This window comes from Phyllobacterium sp. 21LDTY02-6 (assembly GCF_023554255.2).
GTDB lineage: Bacteria > Pseudomonadota > Alphaproteobacteria > Rhizobiales > Rhizobiaceae > Phyllobacterium.
This window is the reverse complement of the sequence record NZ_JAMJWD020000001.1, coordinates 977,435-1,003,580: the sequence shown is the minus strand read 5'-3', so window position 1 is coordinate 1,003,580 and position 26,146 is coordinate 977,435. Positions and strand designations below refer to the sequence as shown.

Annotated in this window: 26 protein-coding genes; 10 read left to right on the top strand and 16 right to left on the bottom strand. The window is 62.0% G+C overall.

Annotated features, from left to right (window positions below):
* The first annotated feature begins 72 nt into the window (after positions 1-72).
* A complete protein-coding gene (locus M8997_RS04830; protein ID WP_250014211.1) occupies positions 73-1,257 on the top strand; it encodes a GNAT family N-acetyltransferase in 1,185 nt (394 codons plus the stop codon).
* Positions 1,258-1,326: 69 nt separating this feature from the next.
* On the top strand, positions 1,327-1,761 hold the full coding sequence (locus M8997_RS04825; RefSeq protein ID WP_250014210.1) for an HIT family protein: 435 nt from the start codon (positions 1,327-1,329) through the stop codon (positions 1,759-1,761).
* Positions 1,762-1,777: 16 nt separating this feature from the next.
* Here the strand turns inward: M8997_RS04825 and M8997_RS04820 are convergent, their stop codons facing one another.
* From M8997_RS04820 to M8997_RS04800, 5 genes are all read right to left on the bottom strand, one after another.
* Positions 1,778-2,122: an AzlD domain-containing protein gene (locus M8997_RS04820; protein WP_250014207.1), complete on the bottom strand. Its 345-nt coding sequence runs from the start codon at positions 2,120-2,122 to the stop codon at positions 1,778-1,780.
* Positions 2,119-2,865: an AzlC family ABC transporter permease gene (locus tag M8997_RS04815; protein WP_250014205.1), complete on the bottom strand. Its 747-nt coding sequence runs from the start codon at positions 2,863-2,865 to the stop codon at positions 2,119-2,121. Before M8997_RS04815 ends, M8997_RS04820 begins: the two co-directional genes overlap by 4 nt.
* A 65-nt stretch (positions 2,866-2,930) precedes the next feature.
* Positions 2,931-5,402, bottom strand: a complete 2,472-nt coding sequence (clpA, locus tag M8997_RS04810) for an ATP-dependent Clp protease ATP-binding subunit ClpA (protein ID WP_250014204.1) — start codon at positions 5,400-5,402, stop codon at positions 2,931-2,933.
* Between the two features lie 6 nt (positions 5,403-5,408).
* Positions 5,409-5,762, bottom strand: coding sequence for an ATP-dependent Clp protease adapter ClpS (gene clpS / locus M8997_RS04805; protein ID WP_250014410.1), 354 nt, complete (start codon positions 5,760-5,762; stop codon positions 5,409-5,411).
* Positions 5,763-5,966: 204 nt separating this feature from the next.
* Positions 5,967-6,299 carry a phasin family protein gene (locus M8997_RS04800; protein ID WP_250014203.1) on the bottom strand — a complete coding sequence of 111 codons (333 nt, stop codon included), beginning with the start codon at positions 6,297-6,299 and terminating at the stop codon, positions 5,967-5,969.
* Positions 6,300-6,593: 294 nt separating this feature from the next.
* On the opposite strand from M8997_RS04800, the gene M8997_RS04795 reads away from it, so the two are divergent.
* Both M8997_RS04795 and M8997_RS04790 read left to right on the top strand, forming a co-directional pair.
* On the top strand, positions 6,594-7,904 hold the full coding sequence (locus M8997_RS04795; RefSeq protein ID WP_250014202.1) for a D-alanyl-D-alanine carboxypeptidase: 1,311 nt from the start codon (positions 6,594-6,596) through the stop codon (positions 7,902-7,904).
* Between the two features lie 42 nt (positions 7,905-7,946).
* Entirely contained in the window at positions 7,947-8,207 is a 261-nt protein-coding gene (locus M8997_RS04790) for a hypothetical protein (RefSeq protein ID WP_250014201.1), read from the top strand.
* Between the two features lie 2 nt (positions 8,208-8,209).
* Here M8997_RS04790 and M8997_RS04785 read toward each other — a convergent pair whose 3' ends face one another.
* Positions 8,210-8,647 carry a DUF1489 family protein gene (locus M8997_RS04785; protein WP_250014200.1) on the bottom strand — a complete coding sequence of 146 codons (438 nt, stop codon included), beginning with the start codon at positions 8,645-8,647 and terminating at the stop codon, positions 8,210-8,212.
* Between the two features lie 59 nt (positions 8,648-8,706).
* A complete protein-coding gene (locus M8997_RS04780) occupies positions 8,707-10,107 on the bottom strand; it encodes an L-serine ammonia-lyase (protein ID WP_250014199.1) in 1,401 nt (466 codons plus the stop codon).
* Between the two features lie 204 nt (positions 10,108-10,311).
* On the opposite strand from M8997_RS04780, the gene M8997_RS04775 reads away from it, so the two are divergent.
* The gene (locus M8997_RS04775; RefSeq protein WP_250014198.1) at positions 10,312-11,025 is read left to right on the top strand and encodes a DUF599 domain-containing protein; all 714 of its coding nucleotides are present in this window, start codon (positions 10,312-10,314) and stop codon (positions 11,023-11,025) included.
* On the opposite strand, the gene M8997_RS04770 is transcribed toward M8997_RS04775, so the two are convergent.
* Positions 11,020-12,219 (bottom strand): MFS transporter, encoded by a 1,200-nt coding sequence (locus M8997_RS04770; protein WP_250014196.1) that lies wholly within the window; start codon positions 12,217-12,219, stop codon positions 11,020-11,022. The two genes, M8997_RS04775 and M8997_RS04770, sit on opposite strands and share 6 nt — an antisense overlap.
* 255 nt (positions 12,220-12,474) lie before the next feature.
* On the opposite strand from M8997_RS04770, the gene M8997_RS04765 reads away from it, so the two are divergent.
* Positions 12,475-13,446 carry a heparan-alpha-glucosaminide N-acetyltransferase gene (locus M8997_RS04765; RefSeq protein ID WP_250014193.1) on the top strand — a complete coding sequence of 324 codons (972 nt, stop codon included), beginning with the start codon at positions 12,475-12,477 and terminating at the stop codon, positions 13,444-13,446.
* 9 nt (positions 13,447-13,455) lie between these two features.
* On the opposite strand, the gene M8997_RS04760 is transcribed toward M8997_RS04765, so the two are convergent.
* From M8997_RS04760 to M8997_RS04735, 6 genes are all read right to left on the bottom strand, one after another.
* Positions 13,456-13,842: a MerR family DNA-binding transcriptional regulator gene (locus M8997_RS04760; protein WP_250014408.1), complete on the bottom strand. Its 387-nt coding sequence runs from the start codon at positions 13,840-13,842 to the stop codon at positions 13,456-13,458.
* A 113-nt stretch (positions 13,843-13,955) separates the two neighbouring features.
* A complete protein-coding gene (gene mgtE / locus M8997_RS04755) occupies positions 13,956-15,374 on the bottom strand; it encodes a magnesium transporter (protein ID WP_250014191.1) in 1,419 nt (472 codons plus the stop codon).
* 126 nt (positions 15,375-15,500) lie between these two features.
* Positions 15,501-16,964, bottom strand: coding sequence for an aldehyde dehydrogenase family protein (locus M8997_RS04750; RefSeq protein WP_250014406.1), 1,464 nt, complete (start codon positions 16,962-16,964; stop codon positions 15,501-15,503).
* 124 nt (positions 16,965-17,088) lie between these two features.
* The gene (locus tag M8997_RS04745) at positions 17,089-17,685 is read right to left on the bottom strand and encodes an aminodeoxychorismate/anthranilate synthase component II (RefSeq protein WP_250014187.1); all 597 of its coding nucleotides are present in this window, start codon (positions 17,683-17,685) and stop codon (positions 17,089-17,091) included.
* Positions 17,682-19,070: an aminodeoxychorismate synthase component I gene (gene pabB, locus M8997_RS04740; RefSeq protein WP_250014186.1), complete on the bottom strand. Its 1,389-nt coding sequence runs from the start codon at positions 19,068-19,070 to the stop codon at positions 17,682-17,684. Before pabB ends, M8997_RS04745 begins: the two co-directional genes overlap by 4 nt.
* A gap of 36 nt (positions 19,071-19,106) precedes the next feature.
* The gene (locus tag M8997_RS04735) at positions 19,107-19,532 is read right to left on the bottom strand and encodes an Lrp/AsnC family transcriptional regulator (RefSeq protein WP_250014185.1); all 426 of its coding nucleotides are present in this window, start codon (positions 19,530-19,532) and stop codon (positions 19,107-19,109) included.
* A gap of 138 nt (positions 19,533-19,670) precedes the next feature.
* Between M8997_RS04735 and rocF the strand changes: the two genes are divergently transcribed.
* From rocF to M8997_RS04720, 3 genes are all read left to right on the top strand, one after another.
* Positions 19,671-20,669, top strand: coding sequence for an arginase (gene rocF, locus M8997_RS04730; RefSeq protein ID WP_250014184.1), 999 nt, complete (start codon positions 19,671-19,673; stop codon positions 20,667-20,669).
* A 14-nt stretch (positions 20,670-20,683) separates the two neighbouring features.
* Positions 20,684-21,895, top strand: a complete 1,212-nt coding sequence (gene rocD / locus M8997_RS04725; RefSeq protein WP_250014183.1) for an ornithine--oxo-acid transaminase — start codon at positions 20,684-20,686, stop codon at positions 21,893-21,895.
* Between the two features lie 114 nt (positions 21,896-22,009).
* On the top strand, positions 22,010-23,071 hold the full coding sequence (locus tag M8997_RS04720) for an LLM class flavin-dependent oxidoreductase (RefSeq protein ID WP_250014182.1): 1,062 nt from the start codon (positions 22,010-22,012) through the stop codon (positions 23,069-23,071).
* On the opposite strand, the gene murI is transcribed toward M8997_RS04720, so the two are convergent.
* Positions 23,039-23,827, bottom strand: coding sequence for a glutamate racemase (gene murI / locus M8997_RS04715; protein WP_250014404.1), 789 nt, complete (start codon positions 23,825-23,827; stop codon positions 23,039-23,041). The two genes, M8997_RS04720 and murI, sit on opposite strands and share 33 nt — an antisense overlap.
* 67 nt (positions 23,828-23,894) lie before the next feature.
* Positions 23,895-24,734: an RNA methyltransferase gene (locus M8997_RS04710; protein WP_250014181.1), complete on the bottom strand. Its 840-nt coding sequence runs from the start codon at positions 24,732-24,734 to the stop codon at positions 23,895-23,897.
* A gap of 185 nt (positions 24,735-24,919) precedes the next feature.
* Here M8997_RS04710 and M8997_RS04705 point away from each other — a divergent pair, with 185 nt between their 5' ends.
* Complete coding sequence (locus M8997_RS04705; protein ID WP_250014180.1) at positions 24,920-26,134, top strand: NADP-dependent isocitrate dehydrogenase; 1,215 nt, start codon at positions 24,920-24,922, stop codon at positions 26,132-26,134.
* Positions 26,135-26,146 lie beyond the last annotated feature (12 nt).

Below are 26,146 nucleotides of genomic sequence, written 5' to 3'. Positions count from 1 at the left end.
TGTATCGCCGGCGGAATGGCCTAACTGGAGACAGATGATCCAATCGCGGACCCAGCCGGGAAGTTGATGCACATGCCCCATAATGATCGTGGCGAATTTACTTTGCGGGTCTGCGAAGGCGTCGGCGCATTCACGAGGGATGAATGGTCGAAGCTCACCGGAACCTCCCGGCAGGCGGCGGATTACAATCCTTTCCTGTCGCACGCCTTCCTCTCCTCTCTCGAGGATTCGGGCTGCGTGGCGGCAAAGGCCGGCTGGTTGCCGCAGTTCCTGCGCCTCGAATCGCCCGACGGCAGTTTGCTGGGCGCGATGCCGTGCTATCTGAAGAGCCACAGCCAGGGCGAATATGTATTCGACCATGGCTGGGCCGATGCGTTCGAGCGCGCCGGCGGCCGCTATTATCCGAAATTGCAGGCGAGCATCCCTTTCACCCCCGCGACCGGTCCGCGCCTGCTTGTCGACAGGAGCGTCGATGCGCCGGCAGTGCGCTATGCCCTGGTGAACGGGCTTCAGCAATTGACGCGGCGCCTCGGCGTCTCGTCGGCCCACGCCACATTCGTCAATGATGCCGACCTGCCCGCCTTCACCGACCAGGGCTTCCTGCACCGGACCGACCAGCAGTTCCACTTCTTCAACGAGGGCTATGCCGACTACGAGGAGTTCCTCGAAGGACTGGCGTCACGCAAACGCAAGGCGCTCAGGCGCGAACGGCGCGAAGCGCTTGCCGACGACATCGAGATCGATCGCCTCACCGGCGCCGACCTGACGGAGAAGGTCTGGGACGATTTCTATGCCTTCTACATGGATACGGGCAGCCGGAAATGGGGCCGCCCCTACCTGAACCGGCGGTTCTACGCGCTTATCGGCGAGCGGATGCCGGACGACATCCTCCTCGTCATGGCCCGCCGCAACGGCCGCTACATAGCCGGAGCCATCAATTTCATCGGTTCCGACCGGCTCTTCGGCAGGAACTGGGGGTGCATCGAAGATCATCGCTTCCTGCATTTCGAGGTCTGCTACCACCAGGCGATCGATTTCGCCCTCGAGCGCAGGCTGCGCGTGGTCGAGGCCGGAGCACAGGGCGAACACAAGCTCGCGCGCGGCTACCTGCCCGTCACCACCCATTCGGTGCATTACATCGAACATGAAGGCTTGCGGCGCGCCGTGAGCGACTATCTCGAGCATGAACGTGCCGACGTCGCCCATATGAGCGAGTTGCTGAACGAGCATTCGCCCTTCAGAAAACAGGAACAATGAGCGTGACGGCTGTTGACTGGCCTGGCGCCGGACGGCAAATTCCTGCCTCGACCGAAATGAGGAAATCGCATGACAAAGCCCTATGACGACAGCAATATCTTCGCGAAGATACTGAAAGGCGAGATTTCGTCCCACAAGCTTTATGAGGATGACAAGACGGTCGCCATCATGGACGTCATGCCCCAGGGCAAGGGCCATTGCCTCGTGCTGCCCAAGGCCCCGAGCCGCAATCTTCTCGATGCAAATCCCGGCGATCTTGCCGCCATCATGGCGACGACGCAGAAGCTCGCCAGAGCGGTGGTCAAGGCCTTCGATGCCGATGGCGTGGTGATCATGCAGTTCAACGAAGCGCCGGCCGGCCAGACCGTATTCCATCTCCATTTCCACGTCATCCCGCGCTTCGAGAATGTCGAGCTCAAGCGCCATTCGGACAAGATGGAAGATCCGGCGATCCTTGCCGACAATGCGCAGAAGATCCGCGACGCACTTGGCGCGGCCGGCTGACCGGGGGCAAGCGACCTTAAAGCAGCAGCCCGGCCACCAGAATGGCCTCGCCGATGAGGACGCCGACAATGACGCGCCGCCCGAGATAGAGATAGCCGCAGAAGCCGGCGGCTGCGGCCGCCAGTCGCAATGACAGAGCCGATTCCGCCAGGGCGCCACTTGGATAGAGGACGAGCTGTGCGATCACGCCGGCCACCAGCGCCGTCGCCACGGCACGCACCGCCACCAGCGCCTCCGAATCTTCGCTGACGCGGCCGCCGATGAGCACGCCGAGAAAGCGCCATATATCGGTCGGCAGCCACCCCGCCAGAAGAATGAAGAGATAGGGCCACCACCAGGTGGTAAGACTATGCCAGGTCACGTCGCCGCCCTTCCCTTTGACCAGCGCACATAAGCCATGGTCACGAGCCCGCCGATCGCCCCGGTCAAAAGCAGGTCGTAGGCCGGCGCAACGGCATGGATTGCCGGAAACAGGATGAGGCCCGACACCATCGCCACATGGATGGAACGGTCGCGCGCCGAGCCCCAGAGCGAGGCGAGGAAATACATCGGCGTAAGAAAGAAGAGGCAGGCGAAGACGAGCGGCGGGAAGCTCGCCGAAAGCAGGTAGACCAGCGCCACCACAAGCGTATTGGCCGTGGTGAGCGTGATGCCGATACCGGCGAAGAACACCACGCGCATCTCTGCCGGCACGTTCTTCAAGCGTTCCATTCCTATCACCCAGGCGGTGATCGCGATGAAATGCGACAGGAGCAGCAGGGAAATCCGGCGCGTATTCGGGCCGCGAATCTCCGGCACGAACGCGGCCACCATGGGCATGAGCCGGATCGAGGACAGGCCGACCGCGATCGCCGCCGCGACAATGGAATAATCGCCCGCGATCGCGCCGATGAGAACGATATTGGCCGGCAGGGCCCAGATCGCCGCCACCATGAAAGCAGCCTGGATCATGGGCAGGCCGTTCTCGCTGGCAAACCCCGCAAAGCCGACATGGGCCGTCATCAGAATGAGAGCGGGGATACTGCCGGTAAGTGCGGCGCCTGAAAGAAACCAGGAGAGCTTTGTTCGCGACTCGACTGGAAGGGATGGTCCGGAATCAGCCATGCACAATCGATAGACCCAAGACGACCGCCCTTCAAGAAAAAGGCCGCCCGGAGGCGGCCTTTTCATCATTTCTTGCGTGGCACCTTTGGAACCGAGGCCTTGGGTGCGGGAGCAGAGATGCTCTCGCCTCCATCACCGCCGGCCGAAGCCTTTTCCAGCACCGGCTTTTTCGCCACCGGCTTCTTGCGCGCCAATGGCTTCTTGTCGGCGGGGATTTCCTTCTTCGGCTTTACCACCACCTCGTCGGCGACATAGTCGAGGACGAGACCGCGAGCACCATCCGCCTTCCCGGCGACGGAAACCCGTACCGTTCCGCCCTTGCGCAGCTTGCCGAACAGGACCTCGTCCGCAAGCGGCTTCTTGATGTGTTCCTGGATGACGCGGGCCAGCGGCCGCGCACCCATCCGGTCATCATAGCCCTTCTCGGCCAGCCATGCGATCGCCTCGGGCTGCAGGTCGAAGGTGACGCCGCGATCCGCCAGTTGCGCTTCGAGCTGGATGACGAACTTCTGCACCACCTGGTGGATGACAGGAACCGGCAGCGGGCCGAACGGAATGATCGCGTCGAGACGGTTGCGGAACTCCGGCGTGAACAGGCGGTTGATCGCCTCCATGTCATCGCCTTCGCGCCGCGACGAACCAAAACCTATGGCGGAGCGGGCCATGTCGGACGCGCCCGCATTGGTCGTCATGATCAGGATGACGTTGCGGAAATCGATCTGCTTGCCGTTATGGTCGGTCAGCTTGCCATGATCCATGACCTGCAACAGGATGTTGAACAGGTCCGGATGGGCCTTTTCGATCTCGTCCAGCAGCAGCACGCAATGCGGATGCTGGTCGACGCCATCGGTCAGAAGTCCGCCCTGGTCGAAGCCGACATAGCCGGGAGGCGCGCCGAGCAACCGCGAAACGGTGTGACGCTCCATATATTCCGACATGTCGAACCGCAGCAGTTCGACCCCGAGCGAGGCCGCAAGCTGCTTGGCAACCTCCGTCTTGCCGACGCCCGTGGGGCCGGAGAACAGGTAGGAACCGATCGGCTTTTCGGGCTCGCGCAGGCCGGCACGGGCAAGCTTGATCGAGGACGACAGCGCCTCGATGGCGAGATCCTGTCCATAGACCACGCGCTTCAGCTCGGCCTCGAGATTGGAAAGCACCGCCTCGTCATCCTTGGAAACCGTCTTCGGCGGAATCCGCGCCATGGTGGCGATGGTCGCTTCGATCTCCTTCACGCCGATCGACTTCTTGCGCTTGGACTCCGGCAGCAGCATCTGGCTTGCGCCGGTCTCGTCGATCACGTCGATAGCCTTGTCGGGCAGCTTCCGGTCATTGATGTAGCGCGCCGAAAGCTCGACGGCCGATTTGATCGCTTCCACCGTGTATTTCACCTTGTGGAAGTCCTCGAAATAAGGCCGCAGCCCCTTCATGATCTCGATCGTATCCGGGATCGAAGGCTCGTTGACATCGATTTTCTGGAAGCGGCGAACAAGCGCCCTGTCCTTCTCGAAGAACTGGCGGAACTCCTTGTAAGTCGTTGATCCAATGCAACGAATTGCACCTGATGAAAGCGCCGGCTTCAAGAGGTTCGAGGCATCCATCGCGCCGCCGGACGTTGCGCCCGCGCCGATGATGGTGTGGATCTCGTCGATGAACAGGATCGCGCCCGGATATTCCTCGAGCTCCTTGATGACCTGTTTCAGGCGCTCTTCGAAATCGCCGCGATAGCGGGTTCCGGCCAGAAGCGTGCCCATGTCGAGCGAAAACACGGTCGCATCCTGCAACACGGCAGGCACCTTGCGCTCGACGATGCGCTTTGCCAATCCCTCGGCGATCGCGGTCTTGCCGACGCCCGGATCCCCCACATAGAGCGGGTTGTTCTTGGAACGGCGGCAAAGGATCTGAATCGTACGGCTGATTTCCTGGTCGCGGCCGATCAGCGGATCGATCCGGCCATTGCGCGCGCGGTCGTTCAGATTGATGCAATAGGCCGACAGCGCGTCCTGCTTCTTTTTCGTGGCCTCTTCGCTATCCGCGGAATGGCTGTCGTCATTGCCGTTTTCGGCAGCGCCGAGCGGCGTGCGCGGCTCCGACATGCCGGGACGCTTGGAAATCCCGTGCGAAATGTAGTTGACCGCATCATAGCGCGTCATCTGCTGTTCCTGCAGGAAGAACGCGGCATGGCTCTCCCGTTCGGCAAAGATCGCCACGAGAACATTGGCGCCCGTCACTTCCTCGCGGTTGGAGGACTGGACGTGAATGACGGCGCGCTGGATAACGCGCTGAAACGCGGCGGTAGGCTTGGAGTCCTCGTCATAGCCCGTCACCAGATTGTCGAGCTCATGATCGACATAGTCGGTCACCGTGCGGGTCAGTTGCACGAGATCGACATTGCAGGCACGCATGACGCTGCTCGCATCCTGATCATCGATCAATGCAAGCAGGAGGTGTTCCAGCGTTGCATATTCGTGGTGATGCTCATTGGCGATCGTCAATGCCTGGTGAAGGGCCCGCTCAAGACTGGGTGAGAAAGATGGCATGAAACCTCACTTTTTCTCCATCACGCATTGCAGCGGATGTTGGTTTTGCCGCGAATAGTCCATGACTTGCGTCATCTTGGACTCCGCAACCTCATAGGTAAAGACACCGCACTCCCCGACCCCGTGATTATGCACATGAAGCATAATCCGCGTGGCATCCTCCTTGTTCTTCTGGAAGAAGCGTTCCAGCACATGAATGACGAATTCCATGGGTGTGTAATCGTCATTCAGGATCAACACTCGATAAAGGCTGGGCTTCTTGAGCTTGGGTTTGGTTCGCGTGATAACGGCAGTGCCCCTGCCCGGTCCGTTACCCCCGCTCTTGTCCTCATCCTGCATTCTGGGTGAAAACGTAGTCATCTCTTCCATGCCCGCATATGAATTGTGCCTTTGTGTCGCTCCATGCAATCTATGTAGGTCGCAACAACCAAATTTTAAGCCCTATCTTCAAGCTTGCAAGATCAAGTTGGCGTCCCGGCGGCAAATTGATACCTGCAACGTAAAAAAGGGCCCGCTTGCTGGTGCAAGCCGGCCCCTCGCGCCCTTCCGCCCTTAAGGCGAAAGCTATTTCGGCACGCGTGCAACTGCAACCTCGTAGGGCCGGTAGGCTTCCCTGGCCAACTCAGCATAGAGTTCGCTGAAACGGGTGGCCTGCCCGACAAAGGATTCGTAGGCGCGGCGGGCAAAATCGTGCTGGGTCTCCAGCGCCTGCTCCGGCGATTTGATCGAAGCCAGCTTCTGCATCAGGGCGGAGCTTTCCTCGACGGATTTCCGCGAATAGTCGGCGGCTTCGCTGGCAATGGTCTGGAGCCCCTGCGACACCGCGCCGAGGCTGGTCATCGCCGTATCGAGGACGTCCCGGCCCTTCTGGTTCAATGCGTCAAATGGAGCGGCCATTTCCATACCTCTTGCAAGTGTTCATGCGGAAAAAGGTAGTGTGCACCGCACAAATTGTCAAACCGCCGCACTCTCGCCGCTGTTAAAAATTAACCGAACTTCGCGGAAAAAGATGAACGATCCGGTTACCATAAACAGTTTGGTAACGCTGATGCCGCTAAAGTCAAAACTCCGTTTTCGTTGCATTTGATGGTCGATGAATCCCGACCGCATATCGAGCAGGTGTTGAAATTGCTTTATCCGGCCCGCCAAAAATCCCCGTTCAGCAGAAGAGTGGCCCGCCTGGTGTTCGCGTTGGCTTTGGCCTCGGGGTTGGCTTCGGTCCAGACATCCGGCGCCGCGGCCAACAGCAAGGCAGCCGCGGTCGTGGTAGACGCCAATACGGGCAAGACGCTCTATTCGTCCAATGCAGATGCCAAGCGTTATCCGGCTTCGCTGACGAAGATGATGACCCTCTATATGCTTTTCGAGGCGATGGCGGCGGGCAAGGTCTCGAAATCGACGCCCATCCCTGTCTCCGCCTATGCGGCTTCGCAGCCTCCGACAAAAGTCGGCATCAAGCCCGGCCAGACGATCAGCGCCGAGGCGGCCATCCTTTCATTGATCACCAAGTCCGCCAATGATGCGGCCACCGCCATCGGCGAATATCTCGGCGGCAGCGAGCAGCGCTTTGCCGTCATGATGACCAACAAGGCCCGCCAGCTCGGAATGAACCACACGCAGTTTCGCAACGCCAACGGCCTTCCGGACGTGAAGCAATATTCGACCGCGCGCGATCTCGCCGTTCTCGGCATCGCGCTCCGCGAACATTTCCCGCAATATTACAGCTATTTCTCGACGCGCAGCTTCAGCTATCGCGGCCGCCGCATCGTCGGGCACAATCGCCTGCTCGGCAAGATCGAGGGCGTGGACGGCATCAAGACCGGCTATACGCGCATGTCCGGCTTCAACCTCGTCTCCTCGGTCAATACCGGCGGCAAGAAGCTGGTCGCGGTCGTCATGGGCGGTACGAGCGGCGGTTCGCGCGACGCGCAGATGGCCAAGCTCATCGCAGCCTACCTGCCCAAGGCATCGGCACGCGACGGCGGCAACCTGCTCGCCTCGCGCAAGAACAGCCGCCTGAGCGTTGCCGCGCTTGAACTGCCCGAGGACGGCGATGCGCCAGTGCCGGTTCGCCGCGAGACAGTGGCTGCAACATCGGTGCCGGAGGTAATCACCGCCTATGCCGAACCAGCCCAGCCTGCATCGCCAGCAGCGCGCATTCTCGCAGTGCCGACGCCGCGCGAAGAAGTCGGCGAAGGCGACGTATCCGAAGTCGATCCGGTCACCACGGCATCGGCGACGCCCGGCGGCTGGATGGTGCAGATTGCCTCCGTCGGCAGCCCGGACGAAGCAAAGGCGCTGCTTTCCAAGGCTGCGACGCAGGTCGGCGGCCCGCTGGCAGGCCTCTCGCCCTATACGGAACAGTTCCAGAAGGGCGCCACCACCTATCACCGCGCCCGTTTCGCCGGCATCTCTTCCGCCAAGGCGGCGAGCAATGCCTGTGCGGCACTGAAACGCCAGAAATACAATTGCTTTGCAATCGCGCCGCAGTCGGGCGGTTGATTTTACGAATGACCCGGTAGGTAAAGCGTAAGGGGTTTAGCGATGTCGATCATTACAGACAGTTTCGACGCTCATGCAACGAGGTCCGCAAGGTCGTTTCCGGGCCTTGGCGCCCTGCAACAGGCGGCGCAGCGCATTGCCGATCTGCGGCGGAGCGATGCTCCGTTCAAGACCATGGACCTAGTCAACGTCCTGCTGTGCCAGGCGGCCCGCTCGCGGCGCGTGGCCCAGCCCGCCGTGCGGCTGCGCCTGAATTCGGACCCGCGCAACGGCGTCGTGGCCGTCCGCCTGAAATTATCCTGAGCCTACAGCAGGCCGAGCGCGGCCAGCTCATTGCGCAATTCGGGCGGCAGTTTGGCCCGGCCGGAGCCGCCCTTGCCCTCATCGAGCGGTGCATCGTCGGCGGAGAGATAGCGCCAGCCCTGAAACGCCCGGCGCGGTTGCCACTCGGTGGCGATGATGCGCGGGTCGAGCACCAGATGGCAGCGGGATATGCCCTCATCATCCGTGAACGTGCGAATATCGGTCAGCATCTGCCGGCACTGGATATTGCCCTTTATCACCCAGTAGAGCGAGCCGCCGTCCAGGAGTTCGTCGACGCGCTTGGGCACCATCCGTGTCGTATGGAACTGCTCGGCGGAAAGACCCGTCCGGCGACGTTCATCGAGCCGGAAATCGATCCATGCCGCCAGTTCCTCGATGGCATTGCAGCCAACGCACAGTTTTACCAGATTGAGAGCCATGATTAAGCATTCGCATTTCGCGGGCCGTCGTCAACGACCGGCCGAGGTTCTCCACAGGCTCAGCATTCGACGACGTTGACCGCCAGCCCGCCGAGACTGGTTTCCTTGTAGCGCTCGCTCATGTCGACTCCGGTCTGGCGCATCGTCTCGATACAGGCGTCGAGCGGCACGAAATGCGTGCCGTCGCCTTTCACGGCCAGGGATGCGGCGGTCACTGCCTTCACCGCACCAAGCGCGTTGCGCTCGATGCACGGCACCTGCACCAGCCCGGCGACAGGGTCGCATGTCATGCCGAGATGATGTTCGAGGGCGATCTCCGCGGCATTCTCGATTTGCTCCGGCGTCCCGCCAAGCACGGCGGCGAGGCCGGCCGCCGCCATGGCCGAGGCGGAACCGACCTCCCCCTGGCAGCCGACTTCGGCGCCGGAGATGGAGGCATTCGTCTTGATCACGCCGCCAATGGCCGCGGAGGTAAGCAGAAAGTCGCGGATACCATGCACGTCGGCATCCTCGTGGAAATGCAGATAATAGCGCAGCACGGCCGGGACGACGCCGGCAGCGCCGTTGGTCGGGGCGGTGACGACGCGTCCGCCCGCAGCATTCTCCTCGTTGACCGCCATGGCGTAGACCGAAAGCCAGTCATTGGCGAGGAGCGGATTGATGCGGTTCTGCCGCCATTCCTCCTGCAGGCGATCATGCAGGTATCTTGCGCGGCGCTTCACGTTCAGGCCGCCCGGCATGATGCCCTCCTGCTCCAGCCCGCGGTCGATGCAGGAGCGCATAGCGCCCCAGATCCGGTCCAGCCCGGCATCGAGTTCGGCACGGCTCATGAACATTTCTTCGTTGCGGCGCTTCATTTCGGCGATGGACAAGCCGCTTTCGCGCGCCATGTTCAGCATCTGCTGCGCATTCCTGAAGGGAAACGGCACCGGCTGCTCGGCTTTTGGCGCCGTGCGCGTCCTGGCGGCCTCGAGTTCTTCCTCCGTCACGACGAAGCCGCCGCCGATGGAATAGAACACCCGGCGCAGCAGCAGCCGGTCGTCGGCATCATAGGCCTCGAAAGCCATGCCGTTCGCATGGCCCGGCAGGGGCGTGCGCTTGTCCATGACAAGATCGGCAGCCGGATCGAAATCATACTGCGGATGGCCGTCGGGCGTGAGTTTCTTCGTTCGCCGCACCTCTTCGAGCAGCGCATCCATCCTGTTGGGATCGATCGTCGCCGGTAGCAGGCCGCAAAGACCGAGGATGACCGCGCGGTCCGTGGCGTGCCCGACACCGGTGAAAGCGAGCGAACCATGCAGCCGGGCGCGCAGCCGGGCGACCTTGACGCCGGTCGGGCGCGGCCACTGGCCGCTTTTCAGCTCGTCCAGGAACAGGCCTGCCGCAGTCATCGGCCCCATCGTATGGGAGCTCGATGGGCCGATGCCGATCTTATAGAGGTCAAAAACCGACAAAAACATTCACTACCTCGCCCAATTTCTCGGACATCATGGCCGCCGGACATGTTTCATCGCGGAGCAGCGGCGACTTTGCCTTGCGTTAATACGACATAGAGTGCCGGATGCCAAAAACCAAGGGCACAGCGCATGCAGCCGCGCATTGTTGACACGGCGGCGGACTCTCCGAATAGATGACATCGACAATTCCGCATTGCGAGTGGTGATATGGCATCTGCCCCAATCATGACCTACTGGATGGACATCCTGGCCATGATCTATTTCTTCTTCGTCTGGGGGCTCTATTCCCGCACGACGGCGCGAGGCTTTGCCAATCGCCGGTCGCTGACGTCGGAGATGAACCATGCGCGCGGCCAGTGGATGACCACCATGGCGTCGCGCGAACTGCGCATGATCGACACCAGCATCATGATCGGGTTGCAGCAGGGCACGGCATTCTTCGCCTCCACCTGCATTTTTGCCATTGGCGGCTGCTTCGGCCTGTTGAACTCGTCCGGCCGTGTCCTGACCCTTTTTCACGACCTTCCCTTCCTCGGCGAAACGACGCAGCAGCTCTTCGAAACCAAGATCCTCGGCCTGCTCGTCCTCTTCGCCTATGCCTTCTTCAAATTCGCCTGGTCCTACCGCCTGTTCAATTACTGCTCGATCCTGATCGGCACCGTCCCGATGGCGCGCGACAAGGGGCCGGACGATCCGGCAGTCATCGCCAGCATCAACCGCGCCACCGGCATCAACGTGCAGGCCGGCACGCATTTCAACGCGGGCCTGCGCGGCATATTCTTTTCCATCGGCTATCTTGGATGGTTCCTCCACCCGCTGCTGTTCATGCTGACGACCACCCTCGTCGCAATCGTGCTGCTGCGGCGGCAATTCTTCTCCAAGGCGCGCGAAGTCCTGATGCGAAATCCCGCCGGCCTATAGGCGGCGCGGCAGGTAGCGCCAGACGAAAACGGCGGTGAAAACCATCAACCCCGCGAGAGCGATGAAGATCGCCCCGATATTGAAGAAGCTCAGGATGATCGAATAGACGAAAGCCGGAACAATCTCCGAGAAATCGAGATATGTCCGGTAGACGGCCGTCATCTGCGCCCGCTCATGCGGATGGACCGCGCGGATGAAGGTGGTGGAGGCCAGCGTATCGAGCGCGACACAGAAGAACGCTCCGACGAGCAGCATGAGCGCCGCGACCATGGGGAAACCCGCCCCGGCGATGCCGGCGCCGATGAGTGCCGCGGCGATGAGCACGAAAACGCCGGAAATCGTGCGCGTCAGTCCCTGGATCATGCCGATCTTGCCCCACAGGATGGAGGCGAGCAGGAACAGATTGCCGAGCGAGACCAAAAGCCCGCCGGCCAGCGAACCCTGCCCGGTCGCTACCATGAGGATGGGACCATAGACGAAAAACGTACTCCAGTAGCAGGAACGCGCAAAGGCGATGAGCCAGGCAAGCCGCAACCGGGGCTGCACCACGAAGCGCCTTATGTTGGCGATCGGATTTGCGGGCCGGCTCGGTCCCTTCTGCAGGGCCGGATTGTCGCTGAGCCGGAAGTACCAGAACAGCCCGAGCAGGAGCAGCGAGAAGCAGATGGAGGCGAGGAAGGGCGCGATCATCCCGACTTTCGTATAGAGAAACACGCCGACGAACGGGCCGCCGGTCCAGGCCAGCGTCGCCGTTGCCATGCGTACCGATTCCGCCCGCACCAGTTCGCCCTTCTTTATATGGTCCATGATGTAGAGGCTGAGCGTGATCGACAGCGTCCCGGCGCCGAAGGTGCGCAGGAACAGGCCCAGCGCCTGCCCCGGCAGCGTATCGAGCGCAAAGGCGCAGCAGCCGAGGATCAGCGCCGCCGCGCCGGATGTGTAGACCCAGCGCCGCGGAATGCGCACGATGAGCATCGGGATCGACAATGTGGAAATCAGGCCGAGCAGCGACATGCAGGTATAAAGGATGCTGACGCCGCGCTCGCTCTGCATCAAATCATAGGTCTGGATCGGCACCACGCTGGTGATGATCGCCCGGGCCATCGATTCGATGCCGAACAGGATAGCGAATACCCGCGCCGTCGGGCGCTTGGCAGCATCGATCCAGATAGGATGGCGAACCTGGTTGATCACGGGAGGACTTTGAACATTGGAGTCGGGCGACCGGGAAATACTGGACGCTTGCGCGCTCCATAGCAGTCAATTGCACGACATCCTATGTCTATTTATTGCCTATGGCGGGCTTTCGCAGCAATTCGTGCCGGGGCTTGCGAGCCGGCGGCACCGGCCTTGCAAAACCGGCGCGCCTTGTCCAAGATCGGCCGGCAGAACGAGTCCCTCAAAAGCAGTTTGCCGTGCTTGCGCCCTTCGACTGATACAGGTTCCTTCATGACGCAAGCAGATTTGCCCTCGCCCCCCTCGCGCATACGCCTGACAAGGCTCGACCTGCTGCGTGGTCTGGCGCTGATCGCCATGGCCATCTACCACACCGGCTGGGATCTGGAATTCTTCGGCTATATGGAGCCGGGCACCACCGGCCATGGCGGCTGGAAGCTCTTCGCGCGCTGCATCGCTTCGAGCTTCCTGTTCCTGGTGGGCTTCAGCCTCGTGCTTGCCCATGGCAACGGCATTCGCTGGCGCTCATATGGCATTCGCCTGGCGCAGATCATTGCCGCCGCGCTCGCCATTACGGCAGCCACCTATTTCTTCACGCCGGAGAGCTTCGTCTTCTTCGGCATCCTCCATCAGATCGCGATTGCCACCATCCTCGGGCTGGCCTTCATCCGCCTGCCGGTGATTGTCATCGTCCTGTGCGCCGCCGCGACCATCGCCGCGCCGCTCTATCTCGCCTCGCCGGTCTTCGATGCAGCCTGGTACTGGCCGCTCGGCCTGTCGCAGACAGCTGTCCGATCCAATGATTACGTGCCGATCTTCCCATGGTTCGGCGCCGTTCTCGCCGGCATCGCCACGGCGCGCCTGATGCGGCAATACGGCGTCATGGCTGCGCTTGCCGGGCCAATCCTGCCGCATGCGGCCGAGCGTCCGCTGCAATTCATCGGCCGGCACAGCCTGGCCTTTTACCTGATACACCAGCCGGTCCTCATCAGCTGCGTATTCCTGCTCTCGCAGATATATCCGCCGGCTGTCGCCACGCCGCATGAGGTCTTTTCGCAGGCCTGCGTGCAAAGCTGCGCCGCCGACAATGAAACGGCGTTCTGCCAGCGCTTCTGCGATTGCGTGATCGGCGAGACCGAAACCGCCGGAATATTCGATGAGCTTTTTGCCGGCAAACGCGACCAGAGCGATCCTCAAATGGCCGAAATCGCGCAGATCTGCACGCAGGGCAGCAGCCAGCCCTAGGTCAACTGCCTAGGTATTGACGCCGAGTTCCGCCAGCCGCTCGATGCAGCCTTCTTCGACCTGGTCGAGCTCGGCCAGCGTCTCCTCGATGTCGCGCCGCTTCTGCCTCAGTTCCGCGCGCTTCTCTTCCACGCGCTTCATCATGAGGTGGATCTGGCCGACCTCCCCGGGCGGTGCCTTGTACATCTGGATGATCTCCTGGATTTCGGAGATCGAGAAGCCCAGCCGCTTGCCGCGCAGGATCTGTTTCAGCAGATGCCGGTCCGATGGCCTGAACAACCGCGTGCGCCCGCGCCGCACCGGATGGATAAGCCCCTCGTCCTCATAGAACCGCAAGGTTCTGGTCGAGACGCCGAACTCGCGGGTCAATTCGGTAATGGAGTAGTATTCGCGGATCGCCGACAAAGATTCATTCCTTTTTAGACCGGTCTGACGTTTGTCCACGAATTTACGTAAAAGTCAATTGTACGATTGTTTTGAACTGTGAACTTCCGTGCACGACGGCGCGGTCAGCCGAAGCCGAAACCGAACCACCAGGTGGCAAGGCCGAGGAAGGAGAAGAATCCGACCACATCGGTCACGGTGGTGACGAAGACCGCGGAGGCGATGGCGGGATCGGCGCCGAAGCGGTGCAGCAACAGCGGAATGAGAATGCCGCCCATGGCGGCGGCCAGCATGTTGATGATCATGGCGGTAGCAATGATGCCGCCGAGATTGACATTACCGAACCAGAACGATGCGACGGCGCCGATCAGGATGGCGAAGATCGCGCCATTGATGATGCCGACGAGCGCCTCGCGCCGAATGATGCGGCCGGCATTGTAGATATCCATGTCGCGGGTAGCGAGGGCGCGCACGGTGACGGTCATGGTCTGCGTGGCGGCATTGCCTCCCATGGAAGCGACGATCGGCATCAGCACCGCCAGCGCCACCATCTGCTGGATCGTCCCGTCGAAAAGGCCGATCACCGAAGCCGAGATGAAGGCGGTGAAGAGATTGATCACCAGCCAGGGCGTGCGCGAACGCGAGGTCGAAAGCACGGAGTCCGACAATTCCTCGTCGCCGACGCCGCCGAGCCGCAAGATGTCCTCCTCGGCCTCTTCCTGGATGACGTCGACGATGTTCTCGATCGTCAGGACGCCGACGAGGCGCTCGTTCTCATCCACCACGGCGGCGGAAAGCAGATCATATTGTTCGAATATCTGCGCCGCCTCTTCCTGGTCCATGGTGGCCGGAATGGCATGGCGCGTCTCGTGCATGATGTCTTCGATCTTGATCTCGCGCCGCGTGCGCAGGATGCGGTCGAGATCTATCGCGCCGAGCAGGCGGAACATGGGATCGATGACGAATATCTGCGAGAAGGAATCCGGCAGGTCGGCATTCTCGCGCATGTAGTCGATGGTCTGGCCGACCGTCCAGAATGGCGGCACGGCGACGAACTCCGTCTGCATGCGCCGGCCGGCCGTCTCTTCCGGATAGCCAAGGGAGCGGCGCAGGCGAACACGTTCGGTAAAGGGAAGCTGCGCCAGGATCTCGTCGCGATCCTCCTGGTCGAGGTCCTCCAGAATGTAGACCGCATCGTCCGAATCCAGGTCCTGGACCGCCTCGGCAATCTGGCGGTTCGGCATGGCATCGACGATTTCGAGGCGCACGGCCTCGTCCACCTCGGTCAGTGCGGCAAAATCGAACTCGTCGCCGAGAAGTTCGATCAGCGCGCGGCGCTGGTCCGATTGCAGCGCCTCGAGCACATCGCCCAGCTCCGACTGGTGGAGCTTGGCGACATGGGAGCGCAGGAACAGCACGTCGCGATCGGCGATCGCCGCGCCAACCCGCGCCAGATAGGACGACCGGACGGCGCCGTCATCGCCATAGATGTCGGCTTCCTCATCCTGGGGCGGGGTTTGCGATAGGTGTTCCGTCTCGTCCATGCTGTCCGCACCCGTCTTGCTGGCATGCTGTCAGGCGAGGCGTACAATACGGACTGCGAAGAAACAAACGAAATTCCGCGTGCGCGCCCCGACTTCTGCGACTATCGAAGGCAGATCGGTTCTGCCTCAGGCCGCAGTGTCCTGCCAGCCGCTTATCGCCTTGACCTCGAGGAAATCCTCAAGGCCCCAATGCCCGCCCTCGCGGCCGATGCCAGACTGCTTGTAGCCGCCGAAGGGAGCATCCGCCGCATGGGAAGCGCCATTGATGCGCACCATGCCCGCCCGCAACTGCCGCGAAACACGGCGGATGCGCTGCGGATCGCCGGACTGGACATAGGCGGCGAGGCCATAGGGCGTGTCATTGGCGATCTCGACGGCTTCCTCCTCCGTATCGAACGGGATGATGGCGAGGACCGGGCCGAATATCTCCTCCCGTGCGATCGTCATGTCGTTGGTCACATCGGCGAATATGGTCGGCCGCACATAATAGCCCCGATTGAAGCCCTCGGGCCGCCCCATGCCGCCGGCGATCAGCCGCGCGCCTTCCTTGATGCCCTTCTCGATCAGGCCCTGCACCTTGTTGAACTGTATCTCCGACACCAGCGGCCCCATGTGATCGCCATCCTGCGCCGGATCGCCGACGCTGGTGGCATTGGCGGTCGCGGCGGCCACTTCGGTCGCCCGCTCATAGACCGAGCGCTCGACGAGCATCCGCGTCGGCGCATTGCAGGACTGGCCCGTATTGTTGAACACATGAGCGACGCCGCGCCTCACGGCTTCGTCCACGTCGCTGTCGGCAAAGACGATGTTGGGCGACTTGCCGCCGAGTTCCAGCGAAACCCGCTTGACCGTTTCGGCCGCCGCCTTGGTCACGGCGATACCGGCACGCGTCGAACCGGTGAATGACATCATGTCGATGCCGGGATGCCGCGACATGGCCTCGCCCACCGTCGGGCCGTCGCCATTGACCAGGTTGAAAACGCCCGCCGGCAGGCCGGAGGCATCGATGATCTCGGCAAACACGACCGACGAGATCGGCGCGACCTCGGAAGGCTTCAGGATGACCGTGCACCCGGCCGCAATGGCCGGAACGACCTTGAGCACCACCTGGTTCATCGGCCAGTTCCACGGCGTGATGAGGCCGCACACGCCAATGGGTTCATAGGCAATCCGCGTTGTCGTGTTGCGCTCATCCAGCGGCCGCTCGAACTTGAAGTCCTTGAGGGCGCGCTGAAACGCCTTCATGTGCGACATGCCGGAGGCCGCCTGCTCCTCGAGAGCCATCTTGATCGGCGCGCCCATCTCCTGCGAGATGGCCTTGGCCATGTCCGACATGCGCGTTTCATAGGCCTTCAGCAGACGCTCGAGCCAGGCAAGGCGCTCCTCGCGCGTCGTGAGGCTCCAGGTCGAGAAGGCGCGCCGTGCCGCGGTCACCGCCTTGTCCACATCCTCCGCCGAGCCGAGCGAGATCACCGCGAACGCCTGTTCGTCCGCCGGATTGATGACTTCGAGTTCCTTGGCGACAGCGGGCGCTATCCACTTGCCATCGATGTAGAAATCGGTCTTGCGCAGCATATTGGCCTCCTGGATGGGAATTTCGAATGGAATGAGATGCCGGGTTGCAGGGAAATGAAACGGGCACTTGATCCTGTGTAGCGGATCACGGCTTGTGCGGCCAACAGGAATATCGAACAAACAAGCGAAAATTGCGGCGTTATCGACCTGATCGCGCGGAATTGAACGCCTGCGCCAGACGCAGGAAATTGCCGAGCATGGCATGGCCATATTCGGTGAGCACGGATTCCGGATGGAACTGCACGCCATGGGTCGGGTGCGTCGCATGCGACACCGCCATCACCTCGCCTGCCTCGGACCGCGCCGTTATGCGCAGCAGCCCCTCCGCCTCCGGTGCCTCGACGATCAGCGAGTGATACCTGCCGGCCTTCAGCGGGCTCGGCAGCCCCCTGAACAGGCCTTCGCCATCATGATGGATCGGCGACGAGCGCCCATGTACCGGCTCCTTGGCGCGGACCACGCGGCCGCCGAAGACCTCGCCGATACATTGGTGGCCAAGACATATTCCAAGGATCGGTACTTCGCCGCTCAGGGATCGGATGATCGGCATGGACTGCCCCGCCTCGAACGGCCCGCACGGCCCCGGCGACAGGATGATGGCTTCGGGCGCCATGGCCGCGACCTCCGCCACCGTCAGCCTGTCATTGCGGATGACGCGGGTTTCCTTGCCGAGTTCGGCAAAGTACCGGGCAACGGTGAAAACGAAGGAGTCGTAATTGTCGACGATAAGGATCATGAGCCGGACCCTTGCGCGAACACGGCGAAGATGCGCGCGGCCTTGTCCAGCGTCTCCTGATATTCGGCCGCGGGATCGGACAAAGCCGTGATGCCGCCGCCCGCCTGCAATACAGCCCTGCCCGCTTTGAAGGATACGGTGCGGATGGCGATATTGCTGTCGAAACTGCCATTGAAACCGATATAGCCGATCGATCCGCAATAGATGCCGCGCGCAACCTTCTCGATTTCGGTGATGATCTCCATCGCCCGGACCTTCGGCGCGCCGGTGATCGAGCCTCCCGGCAATGACGCGGCGATAAGATCGCCCAGGCCCTTGCCGCTGGCAAGCTCGCCCGTCACGACCGAAACGAGATGATGGACCGCATAGGATTCCAACCCGCAAAGGGTGGGCGTCAGCACGGAATGAGGCCGGCACACCCGCGACAGATCGTTTCGCATCAGATCGACGATCATCAGGTTCTCGGCGCGATCCTTCTCGGAATTGAGCAACAGTTCCGCCGAGGCGGCGTCTTCCACGGGATCGTCGGAGCGCGGCGCCGTGCCCTTGATCGGCCGGGTTTCCACCGCCCGCCCCCGCACCTTGAGGAACCGTTCGGGCGAACTCGAGGCGATCACGCTGTCGCCATGGTCGAGAAAGGCCGCGAATGTAGCCGGGTTGCCCTGGCGCAACTGCCGGTAGAACGCCCAGCTGTCATAGAAATCGGGCAGGTCCGCCACGAACCGTTGCGCGATGTTGGCCTGGAAGATGTCGCCTGCGAGGATGTATTCGACGACCCTGCCGACGGCATCCATATAGTCCCGGCGCTCGAAATTCGATCGCCACGCCTCCTTGGCAATCGGCGGAATGGCGGTCTCCGGCGCCCCGGGCTGCGCCAGGCAATCCAGGAATTGCCGCGCCCGCTCCTCCGCCCGCCCGCTGCGCTGCCCGCTTTCCGCCGGCAGGCCCGACGACAGCAGCCACGCCTTGTCTTCCTGGTGGTCGAAAGCGATGACGACATCGTGGAAATGCCAGGCGGCATCGGCAATGGAGCCTTCGTCGGGCGCAAGCGGCTGCGGCAATTCTTCCAGCAGGCGGCCGAACTCATAGGCGAAATAACCGATGGCCCCACCCTGGAACGGTGGCACGCCCGGCACATCCTCCAGCCCGTAGCGATCGACGAAACCCATCAAGGCCCGCAGCGGCGGCTCGCTCAGTTCTTCGCCGTTCCAGAACGAGCGCCGGTCCCGCACTTCGAACCTGCCGAAAGGATCGGCGCAGACATAGGAATAGCGGCCGAGCGACGGATGCTTCATGGCACTGTCGAGAAAGCTCAGCCCGCCGAGCTTGCGCAACCGGGCCGCAGCGTCGACGGGTTCGAGCCAGGGAATTTCATGAATGCGCAAGCCGGGTTCTCCTCGAATACCGCGCCGGCCGCAATTCTAGCCGCTTTTGCGTGTCGACAGGAGAATACTTGTCTCCGTTGAGGTGATTCCGTCAATATGCCGGATGTCGCGCAGGGTCTTGTCGAATGCCTCGAGCGTCTCCACCTCGATCTCCGCGACGATATCCCAGCGGCCATTGGTGGTGTGCAGCGCCTTGATCTCCGGGAAACCCTGGAGGCGGCGCACGACCTTTTCGGCCGCCTGACCCGCAACTTCGACCATTGCAATCGCCCGGACGCCGTAAAGGCCGGCTCCAGCCCGCAGATTGACGGTGAAGCCCTGGATCGTGCCGTCATCCACCATCCTGTCGATACGGCTGCGAACCGTGGCACGCGATATGCCGAGAATCGTCGCCATCGACGACAACGGCACGCGGCAATCGTCCCGCATCAGAGCCAGTATTCTACGGTCCGTATCGTCCATGATCTGTCACTTTGGCTAAAATGATTGAGCAAATTGCATAGTATGCCTGTCATTTCTATCAGGATGCCGCCTTTTTGTCAGCAGCCCAACATGCCACAATCCCGGCAGCATCGGCATTGACGGGGAAAGCGGCATTCAATGGATTCACGGGATTCACGCGGGACTTTCGAAGAGCACCACAAACAGCTCCTCACCATCATCGGGGCGCCGATCGACGAGGGCGCCGGCCGGCCCGGCGCGTTGATGGGCCCCGCCGCCCTCCGTACTGCCGGTCTCATCCACACATTGAAGGAACTTGGCCATCCGGTCGACGATCGCGGCGATCTGCGCCTGCCGCAACAATTGCCGCAACTGCCGCCGATCGAAGGTCTTGCCCATTACAGGGAGCGGATTTCGGCCTGGTCGCGGCTTCTGGCGGTTGAAACCCATGCCGCCATGCAGGCGGGAGCGCTTCCGATCATACTCGGCGGCGACCACAGCCTTTCCATGGGTTCGATCAGCGGCGTCGCCCGCCACTGCGCCGAAGCGGGGCGCGAATTGTTCGTTCTATGGCTTGATGCCCATTCGGATTTCAATACGCCGCTCACCTCGCCGTCCGGCAACATGCACGGCATGTCCGCCGCGCTGCTTTGCGGCGAACCCGGCCTGGAATTCGTCCATGGCGACACGCCGCACGGCTTGATAAAGCCGGGCAATCTGCACCTCTTCGGCATCCGTTCGATCGATGCCAGCGAGCGCGTGCTGCTGCGGGATCGCGGCATAGACGTGATCGACATGCGCCGGATCGACGAGGTCGGCCTGCCGACGCTCCTGCGCAAGATCATCGAGCGGGTCGAACGCGCCAATGGCGTGCTTCACGTCAGCCTCGACGTGGATTTCGTCGACCCCTCGCTCGCGCCGGGCGTAGGCACCACCGTTCCGGGCGGCGCGACCTATCGCGAGGCGCATCTGGCAATGGAAATGCTGCATGATTCCGGCCTCGTCTGTTCGCTCGATGTGGTCGAACTGAACCCGTTTCTCGACGAACGCGGAAAGAGCGCCCTGCTGCTCGTCGATCTCGTCGCCAGCATGTTCGGACGCTCCATATTCGACCGCCCGACACTGCCCGGCCGAGCGGCAGGCGCATTGACCAACTAGGACTGGAGGACATCTTGCTACACACCGCCGCCCATCTCATTTCCACGGAAGCCCGCCTCGGCGCGCACAATTACAAGCCGCTCGACGTCGTTCTCGAACGGGGCGAAGGCGTCCATGTCTGGGATATGGATGGGAAGCGATATCTCGACTGCCTTTCCGCCTATTCGGCGGTCAATCAGGGCCATTGCCACCCGAAAATCCTGAAAGCGATGGTGGAACAGGCCGGAAAGCTGACGCTGACCTCCCGTGCCTTCCGCAACGACCAGCTGGCGCTGTTCTACGAGGAAGTCGCCAGCCTGACCGGCTCCCACAAGATATTGCCCATGAACAGCGGCGCGGAAGCGGTGGAAACGGCGATAAAGGCCGTGCGCAAATGGGGCTATGAAGTGAAGGGCATTGCCGAAAACGCTGCCGAGATCATTGTCTGTTCCGACAATTTCCACGGCCGCACCATGGGCATCGTCGGCTTCAGCACCGATCCTTCGGCCCGCGAGAATTTCGGCCCCTTCGCGCCCGGCTTCCGCGTGGTGCCCTTCGGCGATCTCGCCGCCTTCGAAGCGGCGATAACCCCGAATACGGTAGCGTTTCTCGTTGAACCGATCCAGGGCGAAGCCGGCGTGATCATTCCGCCGGCAGGCTATTTCCAGAAGGTGCGCGAATTGTGCACCCGGAACAATGTCACCCTCATCCTCGACGAGATCCAGACCGGCCTTGGCCGGACGGGGGCCCTGCTCGCCGAAGAACATGAGGGCATCGAGGCCGATGTCACGCTGATCGGCAAGGCGCTTTCCGGCGGCTTCTATCCGGTCTCGGCGGTACTTTCCAACAGCGACGTGCTCGGTGTTCTGAAACCCGGCCAGCATGGCAGCACCTTTGGCGGCAATCCGCTGGCCTGCGCCATCGCCCGCGCCGCCCTGCGGGTGCTCACCGAGCAAGGCATGATCGAGAATTCCCGCCGCGAGGGCGCCTATTTCCTCGAGCAGTTGAAGACCATCCGCAGCAATGTCGTGCGCGAAGTGCGCGGCCGCGGTCTCATGCTGGCGATCGAGCTTCATCCGGAGGCCGGCGGCGCCAACCAGTTCTGCTACGCCCTGAAGGAGCGCGGCATCCTCGCCAAGGATACGCATCGCGATACGATCCGCATCGCGCCGCCGCTGATCATCGAGCGGGATCAGGTGGACTGGGCGCTGGAACAGTTCGAGGCGGTGCTGACCCGCATGAACTGACCGCCGCCGGGGCAGTAACTTCCGGGTGCCTCAGCCACCAATGCGTGCGTTCTTCATTCTTTGCGCAACTGCCCCTACCTTAGGGCAAAGCAGTCAGGCAGGAAGAACGCCAGCATGGAACTCGGCATCTATACATTTGCGGGAATGGCTCCCGATCCCACCAGCGGCGTGGCGATCGACGCGCACCAGCGCATGCAGAACCTCATCGAGGAAATGGAACTGGCCGACCAGGTCGGTCTCGACGTCTTCGGCATCGGCGAGCATCATCGGCCGGATTTCGTGATCTCGACGCCTGCGGTCGCCCTTGCCGCCGGGGCCGCCCGCACGAAGAATATCCGCCTCACCAGCGCAGTCACGGTGCTGAGCTCGGACGATCCGGTGCGCGTGTTCCAGGAATATGCGACGCTGGACCTGATTTCCTCCGGCCGGGCCGAGATCATGGCCGGACGCGGTTCGTTCATCGAATCCTTCCCGCTTTTCGGCCATGACCTCAATGATTATGACGAGCTTTTCGCCGAAAAGCTCGATCTTCTGCTCAAGCTGCGCGAAAGCGAGCATGTGAGCTGGCGCGGCCGCCTGCGGGCGCCGATCGACAATCTCGGCGTCTATCCCCGGCCGCTGCAAAATCCCCTGCCCGTCTGGATCGCCGTTGGCGGCACGCCGGCATCGGTCATCCGCGCGGGTACGCTCGGTCTCCCGCTCGCCATTGCCATCATCGGCGGCGAACCGCACCGTTTCTCGCCGCTGGTCGAACTCTACCGCGAGGCTGGAGCCAAGGCGGGACATGCCGCCGAGACGTTGAAGGTCAGCATCAATTCGCATGGCTATGTCGGCGAGACGTCGAAGGGCGCCGCCGACCAATATTGGCCCTCATATGAGGTCGTGATGAACAAGATAGGCCGCGAGCGCGGCTGGCCGCCCAGCAATCGCCAGCACTATGAAGCCGGCCGCTCGCCGCGCGGTGCGCTGCTGGTCGGCTCGCCGCAGGAAGTGATCGACAAGATCCTGCTCCAGCACAGCTATTTCCGCCATGACCGCTTCATGCTGCAGATCGATCTTGGCAGCCTGCCGCACAAGGAGACGCTGAAGGCCATCGAACTCTACGGCACGAGGGTTGCGCCGGAAATCCGCAAGGCGCTGAAATCAGACGTTGTTAAGGCCGAACCCGTGCAATAGGCGGCGAACCGCGAAATCCGGCTTGCCGGAGGTGAAAACGGCGATATCGTCGCCATGTTCCGGCTCGCCGCCGCCTTCCCTCGGCTTCAGCAGCGACAGCGCACGCCGCGCTATCGCCTCTGCCGGATCGAGCCAATCGACCGGCCAGGGCGCGAGGCGTCGGAAGACATTGACCAGAAACGGATAATGGGTGCAGGCGAGCACGACGATATCGGTGCGCCGTCCGTCATTGCTGTAGAAGCAGGGAGCGATTTCCGCCCGCACCGCCTCGTCGTCGACGAGTTCGCCGCGCATGTGCAATTCCGCCATCCGCGCAAGGTTCTGGCTGCCGACCAGCCGCACATGGCACTTTGCGGCAAAGGATTGGATCAGATCGCGCGTATAGGCGCGTTTCACCGTACCGGGCGTCGCCAGCACGCTTATCAGGCCCGACGAAGTGCGCTCCGCCGCCGGCTTGATGGCGGGTACGGTGCCGACGAAAGGCACGGCGGGAAAGGCCTTGCGCAGATCGTCCAGCACCAGCGTCGAGGCCGTATTGCAGGGGATGATGACCAGCTCCGGATCATAGGTTTCGATGAAACCCTCGAACAGCGCGAGGATGCGCTGGCGCAACCCCTCTTCCTCCCAGTCGCCATAGGGAAACCCCGCATCGTCGGCGATATAGACGAACCGGCGGTCGGGCATCAGCACCCGCGCCTCCCGCAGCACGGTCAGGCCGCCCACGCCGCTGTCGAATGCAATGATCGGGCGCTCCATGCGCTGGCCGGGAAGATCATCGCGCTCGAGCGAGGCAGCAGCTCCGCTCCCTTCGGCATCGATCGTCCTATTCATCCTCGTTCTCCGCCGTCTCGATGCGTGGCTGGCGCTTGCGTCCTTCCGGTGCTCCAGCGCCCCGCGGCGTCTTCGGGCTGAAATGATCGAGCGAGACGAGCACGCCGCGCAGGAGCTTCAGTTCGGATTCCGAAAAGCCGGCGCGGGTCAGGACGCCACGCAGATTGTTGACCATGATTTCCTTGCGCGCCATGGGCCGGAAATAGCCCCGCGCCTGCAATGCCTCTTCGAGATGGTCGAAGAATCCCTGCAATTGCTCCTTCGGCGCCGGCTCCAGCTCCGGCCCGCGGAATGCGGTGTCCGTGGCTTTCTCCAGTCCGGACTTCATCCATTCATACGACATAAGCAGTACAGCCTGCGCGATGTTCAGCGACGAGAATGCCGGATTGACCGGAAAGGTGACGAGTTCATCTGCGAGGCTGATCTCGTCATTATTAAGTCCGAAGCGTTCGCGGCCAAAGAGAATTCCGGTCTTCTGCCCGCTGTCGAAGCGCTTGCGCAGCGCCTCGCCCGCTTCCACCGGCCCACGCACCTGCTTGTAGGCATCGCGCTCGCGCGCAGTGGTGGCGTAGACGAAATTGAGGTCTGCCACCGCCGTCGCCAGATCGTCGAAGACCTGCGCCGCATCGATGATGTGGTCGGCGCGGCTGGCGGCGGCGCGCGCCTTCTCGTTCGGGAAGGCCTCGCGCGGCTTGACGAGCCGCAGCTCCGCCAATCCGAAATTCGCCATCGCCCGCGCCACCATGCCGATATTTTCGGGCAGCTGCGGCTCGACCAGAATGATGGCCGGGCCTTCGGCTATGAGCGTGCGATGTCTGTCTGTTCCGGCCATTTTCATTTCCTGCATTGATCGGCGCCCTCATAACCCGCGTTTTTTCGGCGGGCAATCTTGCTCTTTGCGCGAAAGGCGCAGACTGCGCCTTTGCGTTCGGCGAAGGCAGTGCTATAGGGGCGCGAACCCTCATTAAAAACCGATGCTGACATACCACTCCCCAGCAAAACAGAGGCTGACTATCCATGGCAAAGATCAAGGTTGCAAATCCTGTCGTCGAACTCGACGGCGATGAGATGACCCGCATCATCTGGCAATATATCAAGGAAAAGCTGATCCATCCTTACCTCGATATCGACCTGAAATATTTCGATCTTGGCATCGAACACCGGGATGCAACCGACGACCAGGTGACCATCGATGCGGCCAATGCCATCAAGCAATATGGCGTCGGCGTCAAATGCGCCACGATCACGCCGGATGAGCAGCGCGTCGAGGAATTCAAGCTGAAGAAGATGTGGAAGTCGCCGAACGGCACCATCCGCAACATCCTCGGCGGCGTCATCTTCCGCGAGCCGATCATCGCCAAGAACGTTCCCCGCCTGGTTCCGGGCTGGACGCAGCCGATCATCGTCGGCCGCCATGCCTTCGGCGACCAGTACCGCGCGACGGATTTCAGGTTCCCCGGCAAGGGCAAGCTCACCATCAAGTTCGTGGGCGAAGACGGCCAGACCATCGAACATGACGTCTTCGATGCACCCGGCGCCGGTGTCGCGATGGCGATGTACAATCTGGACGATTCGATCCGCGATTTCGCCCGCGCATCGTTCAACTACGCCTATAATCGCGGCGTTCCCTGCTATCTGTCGACCAAGAACACGATCCTCAAGGCCTATGACGGCCGCTTCAAGGATATCTTCCAGGAGATTTTCGACGCGGAGTTCAAGGACAAGTTCGCCGCCAAGAAGATTCATTACGAGCACCGCCTGATCGACGACATGGTTGCCTCCGCGCTGAAATGGTCCGGCGGCTATGTCTGGGCCTGCAAGAACTACGACGGCGACGTGCAGTCCGACATCGTGGCGCAGGGCTTCGGCTCGCTCGGCCTGATGACCTCGGTGCTGATGACGCCGGATGGCCAGACTGTCGAGGCGGAAGCTGCCCACGGCACCGTGACCCGCCATTACCGCCAGCACCAGAAGGGCGAGGAGACCTCCACCAACTCCATCGCTTCCATCTTCGCCTGGACCCGCGGCCTCGCCCATCGCGCCAAGCTCGACGACAATGCGGAACTCGCACGGTTCGCCCAGACGCTGGAAAAGGTCTGCGTCGATACGGTCGAGGCAGGCTTCATGACCAAGGATCTGGCGCTCCTCATCGGTCCGGACCAGCCCTGGCTCTCGACCACTGGCTTCCTCGACAAGATCAACGCCAACCTTTCCAAGGCCATGGCAGCCTGATCAGCGAAATGA